General features: G+C 68.5%; 15 protein-coding genes. All 15 read right to left on the bottom strand.

The window, feature by feature from the left end:
- Positions 1–28 precede the first annotated feature (28 nt).
- Positions 29–349: a 30S ribosomal protein S17 gene (gene rpsQ, locus QNO14_RS01885; RefSeq protein ID WP_257495803.1), complete on the bottom strand. Its 321-nt coding sequence runs from the start codon at positions 347–349 to the stop codon at positions 29–31.
- Positions 349–663: a 50S ribosomal protein L29 gene (gene rpmC, locus QNO14_RS01880; protein WP_257495802.1), complete on the bottom strand. Its 315-nt coding sequence runs from the start codon at positions 661–663 to the stop codon at positions 349–351. Before rpmC ends, rpsQ begins: the two co-directional genes overlap by 1 nt.
- A complete protein-coding gene (gene rplP, locus QNO14_RS01875) occupies positions 663–1,082 on the bottom strand; it encodes a 50S ribosomal protein L16 (RefSeq protein ID WP_029145865.1) in 420 nt (139 codons plus the stop codon). Before rplP ends, rpmC begins: the two co-directional genes overlap by 1 nt.
- Positions 1,082–1,843, bottom strand: coding sequence for a 30S ribosomal protein S3 (gene rpsC, locus QNO14_RS01870; protein WP_257495801.1), 762 nt, complete (start codon positions 1,841–1,843; stop codon positions 1,082–1,084). Before rpsC ends, rplP begins: the two co-directional genes overlap by 1 nt.
- Positions 1,843–2,241, bottom strand: coding sequence for a 50S ribosomal protein L22 (rplV, locus tag QNO14_RS01865; RefSeq protein ID WP_257495800.1), 399 nt, complete (start codon positions 2,239–2,241; stop codon positions 1,843–1,845). The genes rpsC and rplV overlap by 1 nt, the downstream gene beginning before the upstream one ends.
- A gap of 26 nt (positions 2,242–2,267) precedes the next feature.
- Positions 2,268–2,549 (bottom strand): 30S ribosomal protein S19, encoded by a 282-nt coding sequence (gene rpsS / locus QNO14_RS01860; protein WP_135063327.1) that lies wholly within the window; start codon positions 2,547–2,549, stop codon positions 2,268–2,270.
- 12 nt (positions 2,550–2,561) lie between these two features.
- Positions 2,562–3,401, bottom strand: coding sequence for a 50S ribosomal protein L2 (rplB, locus tag QNO14_RS01855; protein WP_257495799.1), 840 nt, complete (start codon positions 3,399–3,401; stop codon positions 2,562–2,564).
- Positions 3,402–3,426: 25 nt separating this feature from the next.
- Entirely contained in the window at positions 3,427–3,738 is a 312-nt protein-coding gene (gene rplW, locus QNO14_RS01850; protein WP_257495798.1) for a 50S ribosomal protein L23, read from the bottom strand.
- The gene (gene rplD / locus QNO14_RS01845) at positions 3,735–4,397 is read right to left on the bottom strand and encodes a 50S ribosomal protein L4 (RefSeq protein WP_257495797.1); all 663 of its coding nucleotides are present in this window, start codon (positions 4,395–4,397) and stop codon (positions 3,735–3,737) included. The genes rplW and rplD overlap by 4 nt, the downstream gene beginning before the upstream one ends.
- A 2-nt stretch (positions 4,398–4,399) precedes the next feature.
- Entirely contained in the window at positions 4,400–5,059 is a 660-nt protein-coding gene (gene rplC / locus QNO14_RS01840) for a 50S ribosomal protein L3 (RefSeq protein WP_257495796.1), read from the bottom strand.
- Between the two features lie 8 nt (positions 5,060–5,067).
- On the bottom strand, positions 5,068–5,376 hold the full coding sequence (gene rpsJ, locus QNO14_RS01835) for a 30S ribosomal protein S10 (protein ID WP_022895514.1): 309 nt from the start codon (positions 5,374–5,376) through the stop codon (positions 5,068–5,070).
- A gap of 389 nt (positions 5,377–5,765) precedes the next feature.
- On the bottom strand, positions 5,766–13,631 hold the full coding sequence (locus tag QNO14_RS01830) for a prealbumin-like fold domain-containing protein (protein ID WP_257506847.1): 7,866 nt from the start codon (positions 13,629–13,631) through the stop codon (positions 5,766–5,768).
- A gap of 261 nt (positions 13,632–13,892) precedes the next feature.
- Entirely contained in the window at positions 13,893–14,279 is a 387-nt protein-coding gene (locus QNO14_RS01825; protein WP_257506848.1) for an Rv0909 family putative TA system antitoxin, read from the bottom strand.
- Between the two features lie 114 nt (positions 14,280–14,393).
- A complete protein-coding gene (gene tuf / locus QNO14_RS01820; RefSeq protein WP_257495793.1) occupies positions 14,394–15,587 on the bottom strand; it encodes an elongation factor Tu in 1,194 nt (397 codons plus the stop codon).
- Between the two features lie 155 nt (positions 15,588–15,742).
- Entirely contained in the window at positions 15,743–17,857 is a 2,115-nt protein-coding gene (fusA, locus tag QNO14_RS01815; protein WP_257495792.1) for an elongation factor G, read from the bottom strand.
- Positions 17,858–17,876 lie beyond the last annotated feature (19 nt).

The raw sequence follows: 17,876 nt of genomic DNA, 5'->3' as shown, positions 1-17,876 counted from the left end.
CTCCTTGGATTCCAAGAAGGCCGAAGCCTTACTTGGCCTTCTCGAGGATCTCGACCAGGCGCCAGCGCTTGGTGGCGCTCAGCGGGCGGGTCTCGTTGATGAGCACGAGGTCGCCGATGCCGGCGGTGTTGCCCTCGTCGTGGGCCTTGACCTTCGACGTGCGGCGGATGACCTTGCCGTAGAGCGGGTGCTTCACGCGGTCCTCGACCTCGACGACGATCGTCTTGTCCATCTTGTCGCTGACGACGTAGCCGCGGCGGGACTTGCGGTACCCGCGGGCGTTCTCGTCACGCACGTCGTGCGCGGACGACTCGTGGCCCTTGGGGGTGTTCTCGGTGGTCTCAGCCATCACTCGGCCTCTTCCTTCACGGCCTCGTCAGCGGCATCCGCCTTCTTGGCCTTCGTCTTCTTCGCCTTCGTCGCGGTCTCGACGGGTGCGGGCGTGGCACGAATGCCGAGCTCGCGCTCGCGGATCACGGTGTACAGCCGCGCGATGTCGCGCTTGACCGCACGGATGCGGCCGTGGCTGTCGAGCTGGCCGGTGGCCGACTGGAAGCGCAGGTTGAACAGCTCTTCCTTGGCCTTGCGCAGCTCCTCGACGAGGCGCTGGTCTTCGAACGTGTCGAGCTCGCTGGGAGCGAGCGTCTTGGTACCGACGGCCATTACGCGTCGCCCTCCTCGCGCTTGATGATGCGTGCCTTCAGGGGCAGCTTGTGGATGGCACGGGTGAGTGCCTCGCGAGCAAGCTGCTCGTTGACGCCGGCGACCTCGAAGAGGACACGACCCGGCTTGACGTTTGCGACCCACCACTCGGGCGAGCCCTTACCGGAACCCATGCGGGTTTCGGCCGGCTTCTTGGTCAGCGGACGGTCGGGGTAGATGTTGATCCACACCTTTCCGCCACGCTTGATGTGACGGGTCATCGCGATACGAGCGGACTCGATCTGACGGTTCGTCACGTAGGCCGGGGTCAGGGCCTGGATGCCGAACTCGCCGAAGGAGACCTTCGTGCCGCCGGTGGCCTGGCCGGAACGGCCCGGGTGGTGCTGCTTGCGGTACTTGACCTTGCGGGGGATAAGCATTACGCCGATGCTCCTTCTGCGACGGGGGCGTCGTTGCGCGGACCACGACGGCGGTCGCCGCCACGGTCGTCACGGCCACGAGACGCCTTCGGGGCGTTGGCCTGCTCGCGAGCGAGCTCCTTGTTGGTCAGGTCGCCCTTGTAGATCCAGACCTTCACGCCGATGCGGCCGAAGGTGGTCTTCGCCTCGTAGAACCCGTAGTCGATGTTCGCGCGCAGCGTGTGCAGGGGCACACGACCCTCGCGGTAGAACTCCGAGCGGCTCATCTCGGCGCCGCCGAGGCGGCCGGAGACCTGGATGCGGATGCCCTTGGCGCCGGCACGCTGAGCGCCCTGCAGGCCCTTGCGCATCGCGCGGCGGAACGCCACACGTGCGGAGAGCTGCTCGGCGATGCCCTGCGCGACCAGCTGAGCGTCGGCCTCGGGGTTCTTCACCTCGAGGATGTTGAGCTGGATCTGCTTGCCGGTGAGCTTCTCGAGGTCCGAGCGGATGCGCTCGGCCTCGGCGCCACGGCGACCGATCACGATGCCCGGGCGGGCGGTGTGGATGTCCACGCGGACACGGTCACGGGTGCGCTCGATCTCGATGTTGCTCACGCCGGCGCGGTCGAGCTGCGTCAGCAGGAGCTTGCGGATCTTGATGTCCTCGGCGACGTAGTCGGCGTAGCGCTGGCCCGGCTTGGTCGAGTCGGAGAACCACCGCGACACGTGGTCGGTGGTGATGCCGAGGCGGAAGCCGTACGGGTGAACTTTCTGTCCCATTACTTGCTCGCCTTCTTGCTGGTCGTGGCGGGGGCAGCATCCTGGACCTCGGGGGTCGCCAGCTGCACCGTGATGTGGCTGGTGCGCTTCTTGATCTGGAAGGCGCGGCCCTGAGCACGGGGGCGGAAACGCTTGAGCGTCGAACCCTCGTCGACGTACGCGTTCTTCACGTACAGGTCCTGGTCATCCAGGTACTCGCCGTTCTTGTCGGCAGCGACGCGGGCGTTCGCCATCGCGGAAGCGACGAGCTTGTAGATCGGCTCGGACGCACTCTGCGGCGCGAACTTCAGGATGGCCAGGGCCTCCTGAGCCTGCTTGCCCTTGATGAGAGCGACGACACGACGAGCCTTCTGAGGGGTCACGCGGATGTGTCGCACGCGGGCGATGGAATCCACCATCTCTCTCTCCTCTCTGCGCCACCGCGTCAGCGGCGGCGGCCCTTCTTGTCGTCCTTCACGTGGCCGCGGAAGGTGCGGGTGGGCGCGAACTCGCCCAGTTTGTGGCCGACCATGGTCTCGGTCACGAACACGGGGATGTGCTTGCGACCGTCGTGCACGGCGATGGTGTGACCCAGCATTGCCGGGATGATCATCGAACGGCGCGACCAGGTCTTGATGACGTTCTTGGAACCGGCTTCGTTCTGCGAGACGACCTTGCGAAGCAGGTGCTCGTCGACGAAGGGGCCCTTCTTGAGGCTACGAGGCATCTTCCTCTACTCCTACTTGCGCTTCTTGCCGGCGTTGCGACGGCGGACGATGTACTTGTCGCTTTCCTTGTTGGCGTGGCGGGTGCGACCCTCAGCCTGGCCCCAAGGAGAAACGGGGTGACGACCACCGGAGGTCTTACCCTCACCACCACCGTGCGGGTGGTCGACAGGGTTCATCGCGACACCGCGGACGGTCGGGCGGATGCCCTTCCAGCGGTTACGGCCTGCCTTGCCCCAGTTGATGTTCGACTGCTCGGCGTTGCCGACCTCGCCGATCGTGGCGCGGCAGCGTGCGTCGACGTTGCGGATCTCACCCGACGGCAGACGAAGCTGCGCGTAGGGGCCGTCCTTGGCGACGAGGCGCACCGAGGTGCCCGCCGAACGCGCCATCTTCGCGCCGCCGCCGGGGCGGAGCTCGATGGCGTGGATGACGGTACCGGTGGGGATGTTGCGCAGCGGCAGGTTGTTGCCCGGCTTGATGTCAGCGCCGGCACCCGACTCGACGATGTCGCCCTGCGCCAGCTTGTTCGGCGCGAGGATGTAACGCTTCTCGCCGTCGAAGTAGTGCAGCAGCGCGATGCGTGCGGTGCGGTTGGGGTCGTACTCGATGTGAGCGACCTTGGCGTTGACGCCGTCCTTGTCATTGCGACGGAAGTCGATGACGCGGTACTGGCGCTTGTGGCCACCGCCGATGTGGCGGGTGGTGATGCGGCCCTGGTTGTTGCGACCACCGGTCTTGGAGAGCGGGCGGAGGAGCGACTTCTCAGGCGTCGATCGGGTGATCTCGGCGAAGTCGGCCACCGACGAGCCGCGGCGACCCGGGGTCGTGGGCTTGTACTTGCGAATAGCCATGTTCTCTAGTCCTCTGTCCCGACCGTCAGCCGACTGCCGTGAAGATGTCGATGGTGCCCGACTTGAGCGTCACGATGGCGCGCTTGGTGTCCTTGCGCTTGCCCATCCCGAAGCGGGTGCGACGTGCCTTGCCGGGGCGGTTCAGGGTGTTGACCGAGGCGACCTTGACGTTGAAGATCTTCTCGATCGCGAGCTTGATCTCGGTCTTCGACGCACGGGGGTCCACGAGGAACGTGTACTTGCCCTCGTCGATGAGCCCGTAGCTCTTCTCGGAGACGACCGGCTTGAGGATGATGTCGCGCGGGTCCTTGTTCACTGCGATGTTCGCGGTGGTCATGCCGAGACCTCCTCGGTGTTGGCCTTCTTCGACGCGACGAACGCGTCGTAGGCGGCCTTGGTGAAGACGATGTCGTCGGAGACGAGCACGTCGTAGGCGTTGAGCTGGTCGAAGGTCAGCACGTGGACGTACGCGAGGTTGCGCACGCTCTTGACGGTGATCTCGTCGGTGCGGTCGATGACCACGAGCACCCGCTTGGTGGCGGTCAGCCCCGAGAGCACCGCAGCAGCGGCCTTCGTGGAGGGAGCACCGTCGATCGCGAACGAGTCGACGACGTGCAGACGCTGCCCGCGAGCGCGGTCGCTGAGCGCGCCCAGCAGGGCGGCGGCGACCATCTTCTTGGGGGTGCGCTGCGAGTAGTCGCGCGGCTTCGGGCCGTGCACGATGCCACCACCGGTCATCTGGGGTGCGCGGATCGAGCCCTGACGGGCGTTACCCGTGCCCTTCTGCTTGAAGGGCTTGCGGCCGGCACCGGAGACCTCACCGCGACGCTTGGTCGAGTGGGTGCCCTGGCGTGCCGCGGCGAGCTGCGCGACGACGACCTGGTGGATCAGCGGGATGTTCGTCTTGACGTCGAACAGAGCGGCGGGCAGCTCCACGGAGCCGGCCTTCTTGCCGTCGGCCGTACGGACGTCGAGCGCGAGAGTCGAGTCAGCCATGATCAGGCACCCTTCACTGCGTTGCGGACGTAGACGATGCGGCCACGAGCACCGGGGACGGCGCCCTTGACGAGCAGCAGACCCTTCTCGGCGTCGACGGCGTGCACCGTGAGGTTGAGGACGGTCACGCGCTCGCCACCCATACGGCCGGCCATGCGCATGCCCTTGAAGACGCGGCTCGGGGTCGACGATGCGCCGATGGAGCCGGGCTTGCGGTGGTTGCGGTGCGCACCGTGAGACGCCGAGACGCCCTTGAAGTTGTGACGCTTCATGACACCCGCGGTGCCCTTGCCCTTGCTGGTGCCGACGACGTCGACCAGCTGGCCGGCCTCGAAGGTGCCATCCACCGTCAGTTCCTGACCGAGTGAGTAGTCAGCAGCGTCGGCGGTGCGCACCTCGGTGAGGTGGCGACGGGGGGTCACGCCGGCAGCCTCGAAGTGGGCCGTCTGCGGCTTGTTGACCTTGCGGGGGTCGATCTGGCCGTACGCGATCTGAACAGCCTTGTAGCCGTCCTTCTCGGGCGTGCGGACCTGGGTCACCACGTTGGGTGCGACCTCGATCACGGTGACGGGAACGAGCTTGCCGTTCTCGTCCCAAACCTGGGTCATGCCGAGCTTCGTGCCCAGGAGACCCTTCGAAACCTTGTTGTTGATGTCAGCCATGTCGGACCTCAGAGCTTGATCTCGATGTTGACGTCGGCCGGCAGGTCGAGACGCATCAGCGAGTCGACGGCCTTGGGCGTCGGGTCGATGATGTCGATGAGGCGCTTGTGGGTGCGCATCTCGAAGTGCTCGCGGCTGTCCTTGTACTTGTGGGGCGACCGGATGACGGCCACGACGTTCTTCTCGGTCGGCAGGGGCACCGGGCCCACGACCGTCGCGCCCGCACGGGTCACGGTGTCGACGATCTTGCGTGCCGACGTGTCGATGACCTCGTGGTCATACGACTTCAGGCGAATGCGGATCTTCTGTCCCGCCATTGTCTGCTCACTCTCTTTCTCGCGTCTTACGTCTCACGGGTCATGAGCGCATTGGACGCACGGTGGCGCGGAATTGCGCCTGGCACTTGTCACCACGCGAGGTGGGGATGCTGCACCGCTGTTCTGCTGTCAAACCGCACGCCGATCGGCCTGCGGCTCCTCACTCCCCCGTGCGCATGGAATGCGACCCGCCGGAGCGGGTCGGGTTTGTGGGATGTGGTGTTCTGCTGCCCGCGGCCTAGGACCCTGCGCGTATCGCGCCGCCTATGCACTGCCGTGACAGTGATCCGGGGCACGCAGAGCGACCACCGGAATGTGGAACTTCACTAGTGTACGCGTCGCCCGGGCGTGTCGCAAACTCGGGCGTGTCGGCGAACCCGCCCGACAGGTCAGGCCTCGTGGCGTCTGCGGCGAAGGAGCATCAGCAACAGGATGCCACTGATCAGCGCCGTCCCACCCAGCCAGGTGGCGGCAACAGGGAGGGTGCCGCCGGTCCCGGCGAGTCCGGGTCCGGGTGCCGGTGCGGGACGGAGGACCGGCACCGCACAGCCGCTGTCGGAGACCACCCCGCCGGGGTGCGTCGCGATGGCGGTGTTGAAGAATCCGCCGCCGTCCTCGGTGCACACCAGCGCGCTGGAGGGCAGCGGGTCAGCGACCGAAGCGGCATCCACCCGGTAGGTGTAGGTGTCCACACCGCCCGCCGGGATCTGCACGTCGGCGACGTTCGGGGACCCGACCCAGCCCTGCGCGATGATGGTGAACGCCGCGTCGAACTCCGGTGCGTCGGCGAGGGTGTAGGTCGTCGGCTGCAGCCCCGGGTTCGTGACGGTCACGACGTAGTCGATGCGCCACCGCCCATCGCCCAGATCACTCACCGTGCCGTCGGACTTCTCCAGCTGCACCGGCACGACGACCAGTTCGCTGCAGTCCTCGTCCGACGACTCGAATGCGCCGTTGTCCACCCTCGCGGTGTTCCAGACGCCGCCTTGCTCGGGCGTCTCGCCGCAGATGAGCGCATCGGGATCGGCACTCACGACGCTCACCTGACCGCTCACGGTGTAGGTGTGGGTCGCCCCGTCGGGAAGCAGGCCCGTCGCAGCCGTCGGCTGCTGCGCGCCGTCCCAGTCGGCGGCGAGCGCTGCGGTGCCTGCACCGGCCGGCTCGACCGTCGGACCGGTCACGGTCCACGGCGTCACGAGGGCGATCCCGCCGCTGAGCGGCTCGGGACGATCCTCCAGCGTGTACGCGACCGTCACACCGCTGGTGTTCGACACCTCAACCGCGTAGGAGACGATCCAGATGCCTGCGCCGAGCGGGGTGGGAGCCTGGGCGGTCTTGGTGACCGTGGGGCCGCCCGGCTCGGCGCAGCCGTCGTCCTGGTCCGTGCCGCCGGGGAAGACGACCGTGACGCCGTTGAAGAAGGCTCCGCCCTCGCCGGGTTCGCACGTCAACGACGGGTCCTCGGCGTCGGGGTCGATGGATGCCACGACCCGGAAGGTGTACTCGGCGCTCCCTCCCGCGGCAAGCGGGCTGTTCTCCGCCGGGGCGGTGCCCACCCACTCCCCGGAGACCAGGACGATGCCCTCGCCCAGGTCGGGGGTGTCGGTGAGGGTGTAGACCGTCGCGACGGTGTCGCTGGTGTTGGTGACGGTCACGACGTAGTCGATCTGCCACTGGCCGTCGGGCAGCTGCTGCGCGGCCCCGTCGCTCTTGTCGACGGTCACCCCGGCGGTCCTCACCGTGACGCAGCCTTCGGCATCCACCACGATCTCGCCCGAGGTGACGCCGGCGGTGTTCACGATTCCGCCGCCCGTCGCGCACTCCCCCGGGTCCGTCACTTCGACGGTCGGGCGCAGCACGCCGTTGACGGTGTACTCCAGGGATGCCGCAGGCTGCAGCTCTCCGGTGAACACCTCCGCGGTCTCGCCCGGCGCCGCGGTCGCGGTCGTCGGGGCCGGCGCCTCGCCGACGGCGGCGATGGTCCACACGTCGCCGTCGAGCTCCCAGCCGCCGGGGACGCTCGGGAGCGTATCGGTCAGCGCTGCCTGCACCGCCACCGCACCCGGGTTGCTCAGCGTCAGCGTGTACGACACGTTCCACGAGGCGTCGGGGTTCTGCGTGGCGGGGTCGACGCCGGTCTTCACCAGGGTCGGGAACGCCGGCTCGCCGCAGCCGAACACGGTCTGGTCGTCCTCGCCGGTGGCCGACAGCGTCGCGGAGTTGAGGAATCCGCCCGCCGTGGGCACGCCGGGCGCGGTGTCGCACCGCCAGGCGTCGCCGTCCTGGGTGCCGTCGGCGATCGTGGCTGTCACTGTCACCGTGTAGGTGTGGGTCGCGCGCGCCCCCGGGTCACCGCTGGTCGGCAGCGAGACGTCGGTGGCAAGGGTGGCGGTCCCGGCCGGCAGCGTGAACTCGCCCGAGGTGCCGTCGGGGCCGGTCCAGCTGGCCGCTGTCGGCGTGATCCCTTCGCCGTACTGCAGCGCGTCGGCGAGGCTGTAGATGAACGTCGAGGTATCGGAGTTGTTCGTGACCACGATGTCGTAGGAGATGGTCCACGTGCCGTCGGCGTTCTGCACCGGCGAACCGTCCGTCACCTGCTTGTCGATCGTCCCCTCCGCCCGGATCGCCGTGTTGACGATCTCGCAGGTGACGTCGACGCCGAGGCTGAGTCGCACGACTCCGGCCGAGACGAGCGGGTAGGCGGCACCGCCGTCGGTCTCGACGCAGGCCCAGTCACCGGCGGTGTATCCGGATGGCCCGAACGTCTCCGACAGTGCGTAGTCGACGTCGGCGGCGACCTGCCCGGACACCGCGGCGGTGGTCGTCCCGGTGCGGGTGCCTTCGCCCGACAGCAGGGGGTCGCTCTCGCCCGCGACGGCGTTGAGGGTCCACAGCTCGGGCGTGGCCGTGCCGACCCCGTCCAGGTTGTCGACGTTCTTCACGAGCGTGAGCGTCGGGGCGATCGCCGCGTTGGTGAACGTGCACGTGACGGCCTGACCGTTGGCGATCGTGACCACAGGCGAGTCGAGGGTCACTCCGCCGGTGTCGCAGGACAGCGCGGTCCACGCGTAGTCCTCGATCTGGTCGATCTCGTTCAACGTGTAGCTGCCGGCAGGCACGGCCTGGGTCTGGGCGTGGTCGAAGGCGATCACCTCGCCGGTGGCGTGCTCCGCGGTGAGCCGCTGGTCCCAGTCGGACGGTACGGCGCTGCCTCCCAGCGTGTTGTCGACGTCCTTGACCAGGGTGAGGGAGCCGGGCACGTCGGTGTTGCCGAACGTGCAGGTGACGTCCTCGGCCAGGCCCAGGGTGAGCGTCGGCTCCTCCGGGGACGTGGTCGCCCCGTTGTCGCAGACGAGCGATGTCCACTCATAGCCGTCCGGGCCGCCGGATTCGGCGAGGGTGTACTCCGCGCCGGCCGGGACCGCGACGGCGGTGACGGCGGGCGTGCCGGTGACGCCGCTGAGTGCGGGCCCGCCGGGGGTGCTCGCCGCGAGCGTCCACTCGGTGGGCTCCGCAGTGCCACCGTTGGCGTTGGTGACGGTCTTCACCAGCGTCAGCGTGGGTGCGACATCGTCGTTGGTGAACGTGCAGATCACGGCGTCGCCGTTGGCGACGGTCACGGTGGGCGATTCCGGCGTCGCCGACCCGGAGCTGCAGCCCAGGTCCGTCGGCTCATAGCCGTCCGGTCCGCCCGTCTCGGCGAGCGTGTACTCGCCGGCTGCCACCTGCTGGGACACATCGTGGTCGAAGGCGATGGCCGCGCCGTCGGTGGGCTGGGAAACCAGGGCCTGGTTCCAGTCGGTCGGCACGGCGGTGCCGCCGTCGTCGTTCACGACCTGCTTGAGGAGCGTGAGCGTTCCCGGCACGTCGTCGTTGACGAACGTGCAGGTGACGTCCTCGTCCAGCGCCAGGGTCAACGTCGGGTCGGCCACCGAGGCATCGGCCCCGTTGTCGCACGAGAGCGAGGACCAGTCGTAGCCGTCCGGTCCGGTCTCGGCGAGCGTGTACTCGCTGTTGGCGGGGACGGTGACCGCGGTGACCGCCGCGGCGCCGGTCGCACCCGACAGGTCCGGTCCGCCCGGGGTCGTCGCCGACAGCGTCCAGTCGGTCGCGGCCGCGGTGCCACCGTCGTCGTTGGCGACGGTCTTGACGAGGGTGAGCGTGGGCGCGATGTCGTCGTTGACGAAGGTGCAGGTGACGTTCTCGCCGTTGGGTACGGTGACCGTCGGCGAGGTCAGGGAGGTCTGGCCCGTGGTGCAGGACAGGCCGGTCAACTCGTAGCCCGCGAGCTGGTCGGTCTCGGCGAGGGTATACGTTCCGCCCGGCACGCCGATCGTCTCGCTGTGGTCGAAGACCAGGGTCTCGCCGGTGGCGGGCTGCGCGGTGAGGCGCTGATTCCAGTCTTCCGGCGCGGCCGTGCCCCCGTCGTCGTTGACGATCTCCTTGACCAGGGTGAGACTGCCGGCGAGGTCGGTGTTGCTGAAGGTGCACGTGACGTCCTCAGCGAGACCGAGGGTCAGCGTCGGGCTCTCCGGAGAGATCTCGGCGCCGTTGTCGCACGAGAGCGCGACCCAGTCGTAGCCGGTGGGCCCACCGCTCTCGGCGAGCGTGTAGGTCGCGCCCGCCGGGACGGTGACGCCGGTGACGGCAGCGGCTCCCGAGACGCCCGTGAGGTCCGGCCCCCCGGGGGTGGTCGCCGACAGCGTCCAGTCCGTCGCCACGGCCGTCCCGCCCTGGGCGTTCGTGACCTCCTTGACCAGCGTGAGGGTGGGGGCGACGTCGTCGTTGACGAACGTGCAGGTGACGGCCTCGCCCACCTCGAGGGTCAGCGTCGGGCTCGACGGCGACACGGCCGCCCCGTTGTCGCACGTGAGCGACTCCCACGTGTAGCCCTCGGGACCCGTCTCGGCGAGGGTGTACGGGACGCCGCCGAAGACGGGCGCCGCGGTCACCGCCTCCGTGCCGGTGACGCCGGTGACCTCGGGCTCACCCGGACTGGTCGCCGACAGCGTCCAGTCGGTGGCGGCGGCGGTTCCGCCGTCGTCGTTGGTCACCGTCTTGACGAGGGTGAGCGTCGGAGCGACGTCGACGTTGACGAAGCGGTAGGTGTTCGTGCCGAGCGCCGGCACGGTCACCGTTGGGTCCACCGTGACCCACGCCCCCGCCACCAGCTGCTCCAGTGCGAACTGGCGGTACCCGGGGCCGCCGCCGGCTTCGGAGAGCGTGTAGCTCTGGCCGGGCCTGACGGCGAAGGCGTTGTCCGCGGTCGCGCTCGGGGCGCCGGTGACGGTCGTCGGCGTCAGGCCGGACACGCCCTCACCGGGGTCGGCGGTGAGGTCCCAGGCGTCGGCGGTGAGAGTTCCCCCCTCGTCGTTGATCACCTGCTTGAGCAGCACCATCGTGGCGGTCTGGTTCGTCGCCGTGCAGGTGACTTCCTGCCCGAGCGACACGGTGACACCGCCGTCCGCGCCGTCGTAGTCACCGCCGCCCTCCACGACGCAGTCCCAGCTGCCGGTGGCCCCCTCGATCAGCGTGGCCCCCTCCTCGACGGTCTGCACGTACGTGGCCGGCCCGGTCTCGGCGAGCAGGTACCGCACGCCCGGGGTCACCGGCGCGGTCGTCCCGCTCACGCCCGACGGGCCATCGAGGCCGGTGCCGCCGATCGGCGATGCGGTGAGCGTGAAGCCCTCGACGGTCGCGTCGCCGTTCTCGATGGACTTCACCAGCGTGAGCGACGTGACGCACGTGACGGTGTTCGTCACGGTCACCACGTTCGGGTCGTCGGCGGTGATGACGTGATCGCCGGCGCCGCTGGAGACGTTGGTGCAGCCTGAGGGCAGGCCACTCACCTCCTCGCCGATGACGACGGTGTCGCCGACGGTGTACTGCGGGTAGGTGGTGCCGAAGGTGCGCGGCTGGCCGTCGAGGGTCAGGTCGGCGTTTCCGACCGGCTGCGTGCCGTCCTCATAGGGCACGCCGTCGACGACCCACGCCTTGTCCACACGCAGCGACACCGTGGGATCCGGCGCCCGGTTGTACACGGTGCACGTGACGATGCCGCCCTGCAGTGCGGCGGTCGTGAACCCCAGCTCGCCGGCGTTGGTGACGGGCACAGCTGTGCCTGCGTTGTCCGTACAGGCGGCGTTGGCGCCGTCCTGCTGGACGAGTTCGAATCCCGCCTGCTGGGTCTCGGTGACGGTGACGTCCGCGGTGCCGCCGGCGGCGATGCCGTTGGCGGCGAAGCTGACAGCGCCGGTTTCGTTGGTCTCAGCGGATGCCGGGTCGACGGTGACACCCTCGGCCTCGGTGGTCGCATCGAAGGTCCATCCCGGAGTCGGGACGGCGTCGGAGATGTCGCCTTCTGCGGGAATCACGAGCTTGGTGACGTTGACGGTGCCGGCGCACTCGCCCAGCGCCCTCTCCTCGAGGAACGCCCGCAGATCCTCGTACCCGTCGACCAGGAAGTAGTCCTGCCCGACGGTGGGTCCTGAGATCGCCTGCAGGTTCTGCTCCTCGCCGGCCGACGCCGGTCCGATGCCCACGCCGACCACGCTGGTGCCGCGTTCGATCTTGAGCGCGTTGGCAGAGGCGACCGCATTCTCCATCTCGACGAAGCGGGTGCGGTTGCCCGGACCGGACGGCGCACCGCCGGTGCCGGTTCCGGGCGCGCTGTAATAGGTGGGGCTGCCGTCGGTGAGCACGAGCAGCACGTCGAGCGTGTCGGCCGTGCTGGCCCCGGCGACCTGCCAGAGCCCCTGGTCCCAGTTCGTTCCCTGCTCCCACCCCCCGGTATTGACGACGGTCAGAGCGTTCGCCTTGGCGCGCACCGTGGCAGCCCCCGCGGCGGTCGACACCGGCGTGAGCGGCAGGGTGGTGTTCGCGGCGCCCACGGCCGGCGCGCCGCCGGCGAAGGTCCAGATGCCGATCGAGGACGGAGTCCCCTCCAGGGTGTCGACGAACCCCGCCGCCGCGTCACGCAGGTCCTGCTGGGAGCTCGCCAGGGAGTTGGAGAGGTCCACGAGCAGCCCCACGCGCAGCCCGCAGGTCTGTGCCAGCGTCGGGTTGATCGCGGCGTTGGCCCATTGGCTGCCCCGCGCCTGCAGGTTGGTGTTGCCGCCGGCCTGCTGCGGATAGGTCACCGTCTCTCCTGCGGGGATCACGGCGGTTCTCAGCCGGTACGGCTGCTGGGTGGCCGACGCCGAAGTGCCGACGTCGAAGCTGTCGATGATCCGATAACCCTCAGGTGCCGCCGTCTCGACGACCCAGTACTGGGCACCGGAGGGCACGCTCACCTCGCAGAGCCCGTCCGCGCCCGTCTCGCAGGTGCCCACGAGGTTGGCCGGGTCGGTGTCCGGCTCGGTCTCCGTCCCGCCGCTGTAGACAGAGAACGTCGCGCCCGCCAGCGGCGCGACGGTCTGAGCGCCGGTGCGCTCGCCGCCCTTGCTCAGCACGAGCGTGCCCGGCGCGGTGGAGGTGTGCGTGAAGGTGCACGAGGCGACGAGCGATTGGTTCGCCGTGCCGATGTACTGCACCAGCGCCTCGGCCTCGGTGAACTGCAGGCGGGTGCCTCCGCTGGTGTCGTTGAGGAAGCAGCTGAGCGTGGTGGTGTAGTCGTCGGTGACGCCGGGGGTTCCGATGGCCTCGAGCGTGTACGAGCCGGGCTTGGCGACACGGCGCGTCTGCCCGCTGGTGAAGTCGTACCAGTCGGCGGAGCCGACGATGTTGGCGCGCAGCGCCCAGTCGGCGGGCGTCGCCGAGCCGCCTTCGACGACGTTGACGATGTTGAGGGTGCCGCAGACGGAGTTGCCCCCCGCACAGTCGCTGACGGCCGCCAGCGGTGTGACGATCCCGGGTTCCTCCGCGAGCGGATCCGCCTCTTCGGGAGCGGCCGGCGATTCCGTGGCCGGCGGGTCGGTGGTCCCGGGCTCGGCCGGCGCGGGCGCCTCGGGCTCGGGCTCGGGAGCGGGCTGCTCCGGGGCGGGCTGTTCGGGGGTGGGAGCGGGGGCCTGCGGGGCAGGTGCCTCCGGCGTGGGTGGTGCGGGAGTCGGCTGTTCGGGCGCGGGCGACTCCGTCGGCGTCGGCGGGGTCGGGGGCACGACCGCGGCCACCGCTGCGCCCGCGGGCGCGTTCGCGAAGGCCAAGGTGGCGATCAGCAGCGCGGTCAGCGTGACGCGCGCGCTCCGCCCCGCAGGTCGCTGCCACAGCGCCCGTCGTTCTGCCCGCTGCTGATTCCGGACACGCCGAATACCGCTCATCCCAGACCCTCGTCGCTCTCGTCGACGTACGGGCAGCCCCGAAGCGGACTCCCAAGACACGTGTTCCTCTGCGACATGTGGCCCCCCAGGACCGCCTGCAGCACGAGCTCATGCACAAGCTACAAACCGCCTTTGAGACCGTCAAGGCCCCTAGTTGATCGTGGCTGCGCACGACGACGCCCCCGGGAGGATCCCCCGAGGGCGGCCGACGAGAACGGGGATGCCGCATCGCCGCGGCATCCCCGTCCGGGTGAGTGGTCGTCAGGCGATGCCTGCTGCCCCCGGCGCGTCCGCCGTGGGATTGTCGTCGGCGGCGGGCTTGTCTGTGGCCGGCTTGTCCGCGGCGGGGGCGGGGCTCTGCGCGTCCTTCGCAGCCGCGTCGGCCGAGGAGGCCGCTTCGGCACCGCTGCCGCCCTCGCTGGCGCCGCCCGCGTTGCCGCCGCCCACGGCGCCGTCCACCTTCTCCCGCACGCTGTCGACCTTGGCGTGGGCCGACTCGGGCGTGATCTTCTTGACGAACTCCGCCGCCGCGTTGATCACACTGTCGCTGACGTGCTCGGCCTTGTCCGAGCGCAGCGCCTGCTCGATCTTCTCCTTGTTCTGCTCGAGGAATTCCTTGCTCTTGTTCACCACGTCGTCGATGCCCATGGGTTCCCCCTGTCGGTGCGCGGACGGTCCGCTCGCGTTCATCATGTCCCCGCCCCCGGACGCACGAAACCCCCCGGATCGCTCCGGGGGGTTTCGTGAAGGAACTCGGAAGAGTTACTTGATGATCTTGGTCACCGTGCCGGCGCCGACGGTGCGGCCACCCTCACGGATCGCGAAGCCGAGGCCCTCTTCCATGGCGATCGGCTGGATCAGCTCGACCGTCATGTCGGTGGTGTCGCCGGGCATGACCATCTCGGTGCCCTCGGGCAGCGAGATGACGCCGGTGACGTCCGTGGTGCGGAAGTAGAACTGCGGGCGGTAGTTCGTGTAGAAGGGGTTGTGACGGCCACCCTCCTCCTTGGAGAGGATGTACGCGGTGCCCTCGAAGTCGGTGTGCGGCGTGACCGAACCCGGCTTCACGATGACCTGGCCACGCTCGACGTCGTCACGCTTGGTGCCACGCAGGAGCAGACCACAGTTCTCGCCGGCCCAGGCCTCGTCGAGCTGCTTGTGGAACATCTCGATACCGGTGACGATCGTCTTCTGCGTCGGGCGCAGACCCACGATCTCGACCTCGGAGTTGATGGCCAGCGTGCCGCGCTCGGCGCGACCCGTGACGACCGTGCCACGGCCGGTGATGGTGAAGACGTCCTCGACGGGCATGAGGAACGGCTTGTCCTTGTCACGCACCGGGTCGGGGATGGACTCGTCGACGGCCTCCATGAGCTCGACGATCGACTGCACCCACTTCTCGTCGCCCTCGAGAGCCTTCAGGCCCGAGACGCGAACGACGGGGGCGTTGTCGCCATCGAAGTCCTGCGAGGAGAGAAGCTCGCGCACCTCGAGCTCGACGAGCTCCAGGATCTCCTCGTCGTCGACCATGTCCGACTTGTTCAGCGCGACCAGCAGGTACGGCACGCCGACCTGCTTGGCGAGCAGCACGTGCTCACGCGTCTGGGCCATCGGGCCGTCGGTCGCCGCGACCACGAGGATCGCGCCGTCCATCTGAGCGGCACCGGTGATCATGTTCTTGATGTAGTCGGCGTGACCGGGCGCGTCGACGTGCGCGTAGTGGCGCTTGGGGGTCTCGTACTCGACGTGCGAGATGTTGATCGTGATGCCGCGCTGACGCTCCTCGGGGGCCGAGTCGATCGACGCGAAGTCGCGCTGCACGTTGGTGGCCGACGGGTACTTGTCGGCGAGCACCTTGGAGATCGCCGCGGTCAGCGTGGTCTTGCCGTGGTCAACGTGACCGATGGTTCCGATGTTGACGTGCGGCTTGGTCCGCTCGAACTTGGCCTTAGCCACTGGGTCCTCCTCAGGACAGTCGTGTAGTGCAACGGGCGCTGGATTGCGACCGGGGCGCTACGGGGATTTGTTCAGTCTAGTAGACGGGTGGATATTCAGTTGGGTGGATGCCGGGAGCTCACCGCGAAGGTGAGGCGAGCTCCCGGCCCCCAGGGTTATTCGCCCTTGTTCTTCTGGACGATCTCGTCGGCCACCGCGCGAGGAACCTCGGCGTAGCTGTCGAATTCCATCGAGTAGACGGCACGGCCCGAAGTCTTCGAGCGCAGGTCGCCGATGTAGCCGAACATCTCGGACAGCGGAACGAGCGCCCGCACGACCTTGACGCCTGCGGCATCCTCCATCGACTGGATCTGGCCGCGACGCGAGTTCAGGTCGCCGATGACGTCGCCCATGTACTCCTCGGGCGTACGCACCTCGACGCTCATGAGCGGCTCGAGGATGACGGGGTTCGCCTTGCGCAGCGCCTCCTTGAAGCCCATGGAGCCGGCGATCTTGAACGCCATCTCCGAGGAGTCGACGTCGTGCGACGCGCCGTCGAGCAGGGTCGCCTTGACACCCACGATGGGGTAGCCGGCGAGCACGCCGACGTTCATGGCGTCCTGGAAGCCCTGGTTGGTCGGCTCGATGTACTCGCGCGGGATGCGGCCACCGGTGACCTTGTTCTCGAACTCGTACGTCTTGTCGGCCGTGACCTCGAGCGGCTCGATCGCGAACTGGATCTTCGCGAACTGACCCGAGCCACCGGTCTGCTTCTTGTGGGTGTAGTCGTGACGCTCGACGGCCTTGCGGATCGTCTCGCGGTACGCCACCTGCGGCTTGCCGACGTTCGCCTCGACGCGGAACTCGCGCTTCATGCGGTCCACCAGGATGTCCAGGTGCAGCTCGCCCATGCCCTTGATGACCGTCTGGCCCGTCTCGGGGTTCAGCTCGGTGCGGAAGGTCGGGTCCTCTTCGGCCAGCTTCTGGATCGCGAGACCCAGCTTCTCCTGGTCGGCCTTGGTCTTCGGCTCGATCGCGACCTCGATGACGGGCTCGGGGAACGTCATCGACTCCAGCACGACGGGCTGCGCCGGGTCGGCCAGGGTGTCACCGGTGGTGGTGTCCTTGAGGCCGATGACGGCGTAGATGTTGCCCGCGGTGACCGAGTCGACCGGGTTCTCCTTGTTGGCGTGCATCTGGAAGATCTTGCCGATGCGCTCCTTCTTGCCCTTGGTGGAGTTGACCACCTGAGCGCCCGAGTCCAGGTGACCGGAGTACACGCGGATGTAGGTCAGGCGACCGAAGAAGGGGTGAACCGCGACCTTGAACGCCAGCGCGGCGAACGGGTCGTTGGCGTCGGGGTGGCGCTCGATGATCTTCTCTTCGTCCTTGGGGTCGTGCGCCTCGATGGCGGGCACGTCCAGGGGCGAGGGGAGGTAGTCCACGACCGCGTCGAGCATCGGCTGCACGCCGCGGTTCTTGAACGCCGAGCCGCAGAGCACGGGGTACAGGTCACCGTTGACGGTGAGCTTGCGGATCGCACCCTTGATCTCGGCGAGCGTGAGCTCCTCGCCGCCGAAGTACTTCTCCAGCAGGACCTCGTCGGTCTCGGCGACGGTCTCGAGCAGCTTCTCGCGGTACTCGGCGGCACGGTCGGCGAGGTCGGCGGGAATCTCCTGCACCTCGTACTTGGCGCCCATGGTGACGTCACCCTTGGAGTCGCCGGGCCACACCAGAGCACGCATCTCGACGAGGTCGATGACGCCGACGAAGTCGTTCTCCGCACCGATCGGCAGCTGCAGCACGAGGGGCTTGGCGCCCAGGCGCTTGATGATGGTGTCGACGGTGAAGTAGAAGTCAGCACCCAGCTTGTCCATCTTGTTGACGAAGCAGATGCGGGGGACGTCGTACTTGTCGGCCTGACGCCAGACGGTCTCGGACTGGGGCTCGACGCCCTCCTTGCCGTCGAAGACGGCGACGGCACCGTCGAGCACGCGCAGCGAACGCTCGACCTCGACCGTGAAGTCGACGTGGCCGGGGGTGTCGATGATGTTGATCTGGTTCTTGTTCCAGAAGCAGGTCACGGCGGCAGACGTGATCGTGATGCCGCGCTCCTTCTCCTGCTCCATCCAGTCGGTGGTCGACGCGCCGTCGTGCGTCTCGCCGAGCTTGTGGTTGACGCCCGTGTAGAAGAGGATGCGCTCGGTCGTCGTCGTCTTGCCGGCATCGATGTGGGCCATGATGCCGATGTTGCGGACCTTGTTGAGGTCGGTGAGCACGTCTTGTGCCACGGGGTGTCCTTACGTTTCG

This window comes from Microbacterium sp. zg-Y625, assembly GCF_030246925.1.
GTDB lineage: Bacteria > Actinomycetota > Actinomycetes > Actinomycetales > Microbacteriaceae > Microbacterium > Microbacterium jiangjiandongii.
Note: the sequence above shows the minus strand (reverse complement) of the source record. Positions and strands in the feature narration are given on the sequence as shown.